Annotated in this window: 8 protein-coding genes; 6 read left to right on the forward strand and 2 right to left on the reverse strand. The window is 38.7% G+C overall.

What is annotated here, in order from left to right; translation table 11 throughout:
• The first annotated feature begins 421 nt into the window (after window positions 1-421).
• The 3 genes from HMPREF9455_RS20920 to HMPREF9455_RS01190 are packed head-to-tail and all read left to right on the forward strand — an operon-like array spanning window position 422 to window position 4,597.
• On the forward strand, window positions 422-1,111 hold the full coding sequence (locus tag HMPREF9455_RS20920; protein ID WP_006797731.1) for a hypothetical protein: 690 nt from the start codon (window positions 422-424) through the stop codon (window positions 1,109-1,111).
• Between the two features lie 34 nt (window positions 1,112-1,145).
• Window positions 1,146-1,691 (forward strand): hypothetical protein, encoded by a 546-nt coding sequence (locus tag HMPREF9455_RS01185; protein WP_006797732.1) that lies wholly within the window; start codon window positions 1,146-1,148, stop codon window positions 1,689-1,691.
• Window positions 1,688-4,597, forward strand: a complete 2,910-nt coding sequence (locus tag HMPREF9455_RS01190; RefSeq protein ID WP_006797733.1) for a hypothetical protein — start codon at window positions 1,688-1,690, stop codon at window positions 4,595-4,597. The genes HMPREF9455_RS01185 and HMPREF9455_RS01190 overlap by 4 nt, the downstream gene beginning before the upstream one ends.
• Before the next feature lie 97 nt (window positions 4,598-4,694).
• Here the strand turns inward: HMPREF9455_RS01190 and HMPREF9455_RS01195 are convergent, their stop codons facing one another.
• Window positions 4,695-4,919 carry a winged helix-turn-helix domain-containing protein gene (locus tag HMPREF9455_RS01195; RefSeq protein ID WP_006797734.1) on the reverse strand — a complete coding sequence of 75 codons (225 nt, stop codon included), beginning with the start codon at window positions 4,917-4,919 and terminating at the stop codon, window positions 4,695-4,697.
• 442 nt (window positions 4,920-5,361) lie between these two features.
• Here HMPREF9455_RS01195 and HMPREF9455_RS01200 point away from each other — a divergent pair, with 442 nt between their 5' ends.
• The gene (locus HMPREF9455_RS01200; RefSeq protein WP_006797735.1) at window positions 5,362-6,531 is read left to right on the forward strand and encodes a PBSX family phage terminase large subunit; all 1,170 of its coding nucleotides are present in this window, start codon (window positions 5,362-5,364) and stop codon (window positions 6,529-6,531) included.
• Window positions 6,532-6,670: 139 nt separating this feature from the next.
• Window positions 6,671-9,301: a hypothetical protein gene (locus tag HMPREF9455_RS01205; protein ID WP_006797736.1), complete on the forward strand. Its 2,631-nt coding sequence runs from the start codon at window positions 6,671-6,673 to the stop codon at window positions 9,299-9,301.
• A gap of 29 nt (window positions 9,302-9,330) precedes the next feature.
• Here HMPREF9455_RS01205 and HMPREF9455_RS01210 read toward each other — a convergent pair whose 3' ends face one another.
• Entirely contained in the window at window positions 9,331-9,750 is a 420-nt protein-coding gene (locus tag HMPREF9455_RS01210) for a hypothetical protein (RefSeq protein WP_006797737.1), read from the reverse strand.
• A gap of 497 nt (window positions 9,751-10,247) precedes the next feature.
• Here HMPREF9455_RS01210 and HMPREF9455_RS01215 point away from each other — a divergent pair.
• A partial coding sequence (locus HMPREF9455_RS01215; RefSeq protein ID WP_006797739.1) for a DUF4372 domain-containing protein occupies window positions 10,248-10,512 on the forward strand: 265 nt, incomplete at its 3' end.

Here is a 10,512-nt window from a genome sequence, read left to right on the forward strand (position 1 = left end):
AGAGAGAGAGAGAGAGATGAAATACTTATATTTTTAAACTTCCTCAACTCGTTTTATATTACTTACCAATTATTACAATCTGGCCGGTATTATATGTCTTTTTATGTACATATAGCCCGTCTTAATATAACCAACAAAATTTATATTTACAAATCCATCCTACTTTTAATGACAAGTTTTTATTTTTCAAAAATATATCAATTAATCCGGTGTGGAAAGAGATTTTTTGTAGATGCATTTTATTGCATCTACTATCAATGGTCTATGTCTTTAAATATATTGTCTTCGCTGCATTCCATGTTGCTTGTGAAAGTAGCTGATGCAAGGTCTTTACCACTTGATATTCTTACTGCACCGGGTTTTTCATTAGCAAATATTTACATGAAATAAATCAGATTCTACATAGTAAACATAACACAAAATGAAACAAATAACTATTTTTATGAAGAAAGGTACAACTTTAAACAGACTACTATTACTTTGTCTAGTAATATGTTTTTGCCAAATTACACAAGCTCAAGTTACAATTGGTTCAAACGAAACACCTAATGTAGATGCTTTATTGGATCTTACAGAAACTGGCGCGGGAACATCAACTAAAGGGCTACTCTTGCCTCGTGTATCGCTTTCCTCAACAGCCTTGGCCAGCCCATTATCTGCGCATGTGGCTGGGATGACTGTTTATAATACTGCTACAGCAGGTGATGTGACTCCCGGTCATTATTATAATGACGGGAATAAATGGGTAAAACTATTTCCCGAAGTATCATCTGTAACACCTAAGTTTTTTTATATGCCATCTATTGTATTGCCTACTGATACGGCTGATCCCTCTTATAATACGGGGACGCAGGAATTCACAATTGATTTATATGCTCTTTACGGAGAGCAATTTGGATTGACTAATTCAGCCTCCTCTGTTAAAGGTGCGGGAGCAACGACTTTGCCGGTATTGACAAGTGGTGCTTTGGAGTATTTCATTACCTATTATGATAATACGGTTTTTCAGAATATTACTTTGAGTAGTACCGGAGTTTTGAAATATAAACTGTTCGCACAATTTACTTATTCCGAAAAAACGTTTATGAATATTGTCTTTAAGGTTAAATGACAATTGTTTATAAAAAAATAAAGATTAGTAAATTATGAAAATATTTTATATAGTGATATTTTGCCTATGCACAATTTCTGCATATTCGCAAACTACTCTGGCTAAGAATGCTAAGCAGGAAACAAACGGAAGCTATTCTTTCCGTAGTGCAGTAATAAGTGTTCGCAACCACGAGACAAAAGCAGAAGTGTTTACCCATGCTTTTAATGATACCGTTTCCCTGAGGGAAATGAAAGGATTGCCATTTCCTGTTCAGCCGGTATTTTTGTCGGTATATATACAATCGGGGCAATTGACTGCTTGCACTTTATGGAACAATCTCAAAGAATATAATGTAGTAGATGAGGGCAGATTACTATTGCCAGCCAAAGAATCTGACGGAGACGTAAATGCGAAGCCCGAAGAAGATATATTCTCGATGTCATATTCTTTGTCTCCCCAGTACACCTTGACTATAGAAGGTAATACTGCTACATTTATTTTCCCTGAGATATATGGTAACAGTCAGTACAATTTCACACTGGACGGCACATTCACTATTATTTTAGTTAGAGACGAACCTTATAAAGACACATTATGACGAAACAAACTATTTATATATTCTCCTGTTTGTGTATAAGTTTACTCTTATCTCTACAAACCGGAGCACAGACTTGTAGTACTAATTTCACAGTGAGCACTCAGATCAAGAATTCCAGTTGTCTCTCCAATGGAGAAATTACTGTAACATTAGGGGGAGATCTTACTAATATATTTAATGTACAATACGGGCTCAGCTCCGAAGGAGGATTCTCTATCAATCCTCAAAGTGACAATGTATTAAGGAATATACCTCCTGGTACATATGAATTGACAGTACGCGCTTTCTGTACAGTGGACAGCGAATACAGTACCGTGAAGAGTATTTCCAATCTGGTTGTCGGAGGTACTTATAAGGTGCCGGAAGTATCACTGAACTCTGATGTTTCCCGAAAATCATATCAAGAATGTAATACCGGTATTATAGCCCTGAATGTTACCAATGGTAGCGGGACTTTTACATTTACTATTACTTCTGCGCCGGCAGGTGTAACAACGCCTTTGGTCGTTACTCCAACAAAGAGTGGAAATGTTTACACTTTTCCTAATCAGAATTACCCGGCAGGGGATTATACCGTACAGGTAAGTGACGGATGTTATACATCGGTTAGGGATTTTACACTGGGAGCTATTTCCGGATTTCCTGCTTTTACCAACCAAACTCAGACTTCTTTTCGTCCGGATCTAGATAATACTCAAGGTTCATGTGGTTATGTAAAATGGACTGCATCCTCAACTGAAGTTTCTACCAACCCGGACTATAAAAGATATTACAACGATGCGATGTATGAAATAGGTGCTGCTCCTGCCGGACAGACACCAACTTACTGGACGAACTGGAACAATACTAATACCGGAGGAACATTATTAAATATATCTCCTAATACTATAGCTAATTTTTATGCATCGAACAGTCTTGCAATTTATATACGTTTAAAAGGTTGTGATGACGTTATCAAAAGTTTTACTACTAATATAAAAAAACCAACCTATTTCACTTCTACTATGCGTGATCGCAATTGCGATAATTATACATATACCGTGAGAGCATGGACTGATTATGATGGCTTGTTTTGTTATCCATTAAACTTTGTAGTGAAAAAAACAACAGGGGGAGACGTAGTTTATAGTAATCCCAACTGGTTATATAATGTCAACTCTAATGACATAATGACTTTGGAATACGATACTCAGTATACTGTAACATGTACAGACCAGAATGGTACGGTTGTTACCAGTTCCATTTCTGCTCTAAATCGAAATATTACATTTACCACCAATAGGCTTAATTGCGACAGTTATCAACTGGCTTATTATCTACCAAGCGGAACTCATAAATGTATACCTGTCGAGGTGACTATTACCGACCCTAATAATACTGTAGTGTGTACGCAAACTCTTAATAATACTACAACTACTTATTCCTGTCCTTTGGAATACGGTAAGACATATACATTCACTGCAGTATATGCCGATGGTTTCACTTATACGACAACCCGTAATGTAGCATCCACATTACCGACAACCTATACCTTGACCACATCTAGCTCGTATGACGATAAATGTTCCGTTGATAGAGGCGGCCTATATATATCGGCAAATGCGAGTTGGCCAATAGGAACAACTTTGACTGTAACGGGACCGGCAGGATATGTTTCCCAAACGGTAACCACTACATCAACCTCTTCCTCTTATTATTTGGGTACAACAAGTTTACCTCCGGGTCTCTATACGCTTACAGCTAATCACGGTTGTGGAAACCCTGTTATTGCGACCCTCAATAACCCGGGTATATATAGCTACAAAGATCTTGGCTATAATGAGCAATTGACTTGTTCCGGAATGAAGATAACCCCGACCGGCAGTATAACATATAAAGGCAATCCAACGACTACATATTACCGCTTGACCAGTGGCCCTACGGGATATGATAAAACAGTAATTGCTCCGGGAGGATCTTTCACTTTATCCGGGCCGGGAACGTATATATTAGGTATATTGACGGATAATAGTTCTACTGCCTGTGTTATTGGTAGTACTACAATTGTTTATACTGCTCCGCCTTTAGACCTCGATCCTAACGCTACTTCAGCATATGTCTGCGTAGGAGGTACAACCGGCAATATTTCGGTAAAAGCTATGAACGGAGTTGCTCCTTATACATATCAGTTGTGGAATGCGGATAATACTGTAAAAATACCGGGTGTCACAGATATTACGACCAGTGGTATTGCCCATTTTACCTATGGGCTTGCCGATGAAACTTATACTGTTCGTATCAGCGACCAGTGTGGAAACGCATTTAAGCAGGAGATAACTATATCTAATCTTGAGACGGCAAAAATAGTATATGCGAGTACTAACCCTGTTTGTACAGGTGGCACGATACAACTTAAATGTATCACTTTGGGAAATACGGATTATACATGGACAGGACCCGCCGGGTTTACATCCGATGTGCAAAATCCGGTTATAAACAATGTGCAGACTACTATGACGGGCTGGTACAAAGTATCGGTTACACCGGAGTATTGCGGTATAGAGAAACTCGACAGTGTATATGTGACAGTAACCCCACCTTTGGTGCCGACTCCGAATACAGAAAACCAGACGGTAGAGGTATGTGTACGAGAACAAACAACCTTAACTGCTGATGTGACAGGTGGGGATGGGTTTTATACTTACCAATGGCAGTCGAGTACCAACGGTACATCGTGGTCTAATATCGCGGGGGCGACGAGTCCTTCTTATGTGCCTACTGTTCAGATAAAATCGGGGACATATTGTTATAGGCGGGTGACTTCAGATACTACCTGCGGCACAACCTACAATCTGGTGACCTTAAATGTGAAGGCCTGTTATATTCTCGTGAATCCGAATATCAGGGCAAAGGCCGCGAAAAAGTAATGAATATACATCTATGATAAAGAGGAAAGAGGAGTGCTTTTATAAAAGCACTCCTCTTTTTTTATTTTTTTATTTATTGACAGGGTACAACGTACTATTAATAATAATTTTCAGGATATACAGCACTAAGTTCAATATATATAGATCCGTTTCTGTCACTGATGTGAACCTTATTTTCCCTGGATAGCCATCCGATAGCAAGGAGTATCAACGAATCTTTGTAATGAGTATAATCTCCGATTTGCCTTACAGAAAGGCTACCTTTTGTGCACAGGAGACGCCAGATGTTGCCGGCGTTTGCTCCAATAGCATTATCCGTCATAGCTATAAATTTTTAAATGATTAAAAAAAAATCGAAAAAACTCTATATTGAAATAGAGGATTGAGTAGTATTCCGGACAACAATCCGTCACAGGGCCTTTTATACAAATTTAAGAATTTGTCCACTACCGGTCAATCGGTTATGGACACGCACATTTCCTTCTATCGCTAAAGTTAAGAACAATTTTCAATAATTCAAATAAACATAATTGAATTTTATAGATAATTTATTGAATTTTATACCATTCCATGTTTTTTAGCACAGCGAATAGCGATAAATGTAACTATCTTATCATATATCGTGATTAAATTCCAAAAACTTTATCTATAAGTAAAAATCAATTTTGCTTATATGAAAACGAGCATGAATAATAATTCACCAAAGTACATGATAATTCTGCCATGCGAGTTTCCATACATCCATTAAAAATAAAATTACCCGTATGAAAACTACTTCCGTATTTAAGCGTAACCTACAAGGAATAAACGAAAGGAACCGCTATATCGTAAACAAAGGCTCTACCCGCTCGTCGAAGACTTACAGTATCCTGCAATTGCTGCATGCCATTGCTTCACATTCCGAAGCGCCGAGGATTATCTCGGTGGTTTCCGAATCTATGCCCCATCTGAAAAGAGGGTGTATCCGCGATTTCATGGATATGCTTCAGCGGGAAAGTATGTGGGAACAGAAAAACTGGAATGCCACGGATAAGATTTACAAGGTGAATAATTCCATTATCGAATTCTTCTCGGCTGATAATCCCGGAAAAGTACATGGCCCTTCGCGCGATATATTATATATAAATGAGTGTATCAATATCGATTATGAGGTGTACCGCCAACTGGCGATCCGCACGACCGAATATATAATTCTCGACTGCAACCCCTGTTTCGAGTTCTGGCTCGATGAAAAAGTGCTGGTCATGCCCGAAGCCAAACTGATACATTCTACTTACCGCGATAATGAATTTCTCTCATGTGCGCAGGTCAGGGAAATAGAATCGAACCGTGGCGACGAAGACTGGTGGCAGGTTTATGGTGAGGGGCTGACAGGTGCAAGGCAGGGCATGATTGTCCGCAACTGGGACATTGTGCAGTCTATGCCCGAGGTGTATAAAAAGCGTTGGCTGGGTATCGATTTCGGTTTCACCAATGATCCTACGGCGATAGTGGATATACGCCTTGCGAACGGAGAACTCTGGATAGATGAACTGTTGTATGCCAAAGGCTACGACAACCTGATGATTGCCGAACATCTGAGTGTGTCGGGTATCCCGCGCGATACACCCGTTATTGCCGATAGCGCCGAGCCTAAAAGCATCAGGGAGATAAGTGCGAAAGGCTGGAAAGTGGAAGCGGCGCAAAAGGGTAAAGACAGTATTAATTCAGGTATTTCCGTCCTGAACAGGTACAGGAAGCATGTATCTGCCCGAAGTGCGAATATCATTAACGAATACCGCAACTATTGCTGGAAAACGGACGAATTTGGCAATGTAACCAATGCACCTGTCGATAAGTACAACCATTCTATCGATGCTCAGCGTTATGTATGCCTGAATAAGCTATTGGAGAAGAATGGCGGATTGAATTATTCGGTGATAAGGGGGAAATAATTAGCAGATTAGCAAATTCGGAAATTAGCAAATAAATTAATAATTCAATTAGCAGATTAGCAGATTCGAAAATTAGCAAATTCAATAAAGAATATCCATTTACTAATCTGCTAATTTGCTAATATTCAAATTAAAAAAAATGGCAAGTTTAGAACTCTACATCAACAATCAATTATGTGAGATAGAAAGTCCGGAGAATTTTTCGGTCTATCTCAAGCGTCAATTACTGAATCCGGCGGAACTGAGCACAAAAGACGCACAACGCTCATACGACATCAGCCTGCCCGCCACGGCTACCAACAACGCCATCTTTGGCTATACGAACACGGAGGAGGTGAGAGGCAAATTCTCGCAATTGTATGATGCGCAGTTGCTGGTGAACGGGATAAAGATTTTCGATGGAAAATTTAAAATCAGCGAGATAGGGAAAGATTATTACAAGGGGAATCTGGGGATTCCGGCGGCGAAGACGGTGAAGGATATTTTCGGGGAGATGAAGATGAATCAGGCGGGGAAGTGGCCGCTGAAATTTGAGAAAATAGAAGATGTCACAATATATAATGAAGGGAAGCATGAACAGATAACAGGCGAAGATGATGAAATATCGCCATGCATTTTTCCGCTTGCCCTGTATAAACTAATGACGAAAGAAAGTTTGAATAATACCTATTCGGCTAAAAATGTTTATGACAGGAGTGTAAGGTTTGCGCTGGAGGATTTTCCGCCCTCTGTCAATTGCATTCATATGCTGAAGAAAATATTCAAACAGGCAGAGTATAATCTCACAGGCAATGCGCTGCATGACGAAAGGCTGAGAAACCTTTATATGAGTTACAAGAACCCCAACGACTACGAAATGCAGTGGGGGACGGGTACAACGAGCATTAGTGGCACATGGAGTAATTATGTGAAAGAAATACGTTCGATAGAATCCAATTATTATATGACATCCATTTGGGATGAATCGCCGATGTCGATTACCACAAATTTGTTTGATTCAAGGAATATCAGTAATCTTACGATTGTCGATCCCTCCGGAAATATAACTCACAACACTAATCGCAACAGAATACATAATATAAATTTCAGAGTACCCTATACCGGATTTTATAAAGTAAGATTTAAAGCTGTTTATACAGGAAAGGATGAAAAGGCCGAAAATATGGATCTGGCTGTTTCTCCCGGCGGCCTTGATGATTTCTTTGCCGAATGTAAAGTTCTGCGGCACTCGTTAGGCGATACGGATGTGTTTGAGAACCTGTATTTTGATAATCATTATTATCGGAATAATATAGATCAGGATTTGGGAGGAACCAGAAATCAATACCCGAAAGCCCATGCGGTGAACTTTATAGACCCAAAGCAAAACAAAAATTTCGTTTGCGGATTTTCATGGGGCGGAGATGTGGAGGGAAAAGACGACCAAGGCTTATACGATTATAAAAACATGAAAAATCCGATGATAAAAGACAAGTTCTATCATAATCCGATGGCTATGAGTGGAGGGCAATCTTGGAGTATGGGATATCCCGATTCTGAATCTTTCAGGGCTTATTCTGCTGTAAGGAGTGAGGGATATGTTTTTGAAGATGACAAGCCTTCCGGTAAATATAAAATAGAACTGAATAGCCTGAATGATATTACTCCATGGACAACCCGTACAGGTAATGACAATGCGGAAGGGGAGATACATCAGGTGATATGGCTTCAAAAAAACGAATACCTTTCGGTTGTTTCTACCGCAACATTCTGGGAAAAAGCTAACGTATGGCCCAACCACCAGATTTATTTTGAGTTATCTTTAGAGCCTTTTAGCCAGGATTTTAGCTGGATGACCATGGGTAATAATGGTTCAAGTATTAACCCCATGAACTGGGATGAAGATGGAACATATAAAAAAGGGGAGATAGACCTTTTTAAATTCCTACCAGACAATATAAAGGTAAACGACTGGATAGATAATTTCTGTAAGGCTTTTAACCTGAAACTGGCGAATACGGGGAAAGATAGCTTTGAGCTAAGCATTAAGAATAAGGACATGGTTACAACAGCTTCGAGTGTTATCGACCTTGATAAGGGAGCAAGCGTGCAGCAGCGCAGGAATGAGTCGCTGAAACTACCGTCGCTCTACGATATCGGCTTTACCGTAAACACAGAAGAGGAAGGCTATTACGATCTGAAGAAAAAGTCAGAAGGTAATACAAATGGGAATGATGATCCCGAGATAATATACAGAGGGAAGTACTATACGGAGAGCACTGAAACCAATGTACTGACACAGACCTCCAATTTTTCGTACTGCTGGTATAAAGAGATACTGGATTTCGCTAAGGAGCCTTTGTTTAAAATACCTGTAATTATGAATCACGAAGCATGGGAGAATGATCTCGATTATGAGGATACGATGGACGACCGGTATTATGACCTGCCGCAGCGATTCTGGTACAAAACAGATTTGTTTGATACAGAAATTAATAAAAGGCCGGTACGACTAGCTAAGGTATCGAATGAATATAATGGAGAAACCAAGCTAACACTTGATTACAAGGATGACCCTAATTCGTTACTGAATAACTACTTCCTGCTACTATTGAATGTAGATAATACATACACGGTAGTCAATTGCTATCTGACACCAGAGGAGTATAGCAGGTTGGATATATCACTGGTGAAATTTAATGGTGATTATTACAATATAGCTGAAATAGACGGCTATGACCCTATGGGGCGAAGTAAAGGTGTACTAAAGTTGATAAAGAGAACAATATAGGTAAAAAGGGAGATTTTTTCTCCCTTTTTCTAGTCATCTATTTTTGTATAGCTTACCCATTCTTTATATGTGCCCACAGGAAGAGTGTATAATTTGTTGTTCTCGATTTCCCATTTAAAAACTCTACTCGGAGAATATCGAAATGCAGTATTATTTATTTGATAATTATCATTAAATACAGCTCCTATTTTATATTCTCCATTTGAATAAAAAGTCACATAATAGTCCTTGAAGTCTTCAGAGAAGTAAAACCCTATTTCAGGATAATCATCCCGTTGCCACACACCCTGTATCGGATTATATCCTTCCGGCTTATAATTCTTGTCATTGGGGTCATTCCAGTCACCGTTCCATACAAACTCTTCTTCTTTCGGGTCATCATCCCCACCACAAGCAGTAAAGCCCACACACAATGTGCAAATAAATATGAAGTATAGGAATTTTTTCATCGCTTTTTAAGTTATAGTTTTGTTAAAAACAAAGATAGGGGAAATAATTAAGAATTAACAATTAAAATGAAGAATTAGGGGATATGGAAGTTTTGTTTTATCTATACATTAGTGAGAATACAGATTTCATTGTAGAGGGTATAGGATATAAGAAATATAAAAAATGACAGATGGAAAAAATGTGTAAAAAGTGTCAACTTTGTCAGGTTTTAGTAAATAATCTTTACGAAGCAGCGCAGATCGAACTACCCACTTGTATAATATTGAATAGGGCAAACGCATCAAAATTCATAAAGCTGTTTTCAACCTCCTGTAGGGCGTATTGCATACGCCCGCATAACAAAATATCACAACTGGGCGTATTGCATACACTAGTGTCCACTAAAAAACATTAACAAGCGATGTAATTATTTGATATGCAATTAATAATATTCGTTTTTTTTACGTGTACATTTCAAATCTCTATTTTTGTTAGAAGTAACAAAATGATAGTAGGAATGCACAATGGACATTACGTTTTTACTCAATTATGTAGATTTCTGCCCAAGAGAGCTTTTGATTGTTTAGTCGATAAATACGAAGGCAATAAATATGTAAAATCATTTACTTGTTGGAATCACCTTTTAGTTCTGATTTTTGGTCAGTTATCTAATCGGGAAAGCCTTCGGGATTTGATAGGGATACTTGATGCGCATAAGAAAAAGTTTTATCATCTTGGATTTGGAAAAAGCGTAACACGTAGTAATTTATCTAAAGCCAATG

Origin of the sequence: Dysgonomonas gadei ATCC BAA-286 (assembly GCF_000213555.1) — a bacterium.
GTDB lineage: Bacteria > Bacteroidota > Bacteroidia > Bacteroidales > Dysgonomonadaceae > Dysgonomonas > Dysgonomonas gadei.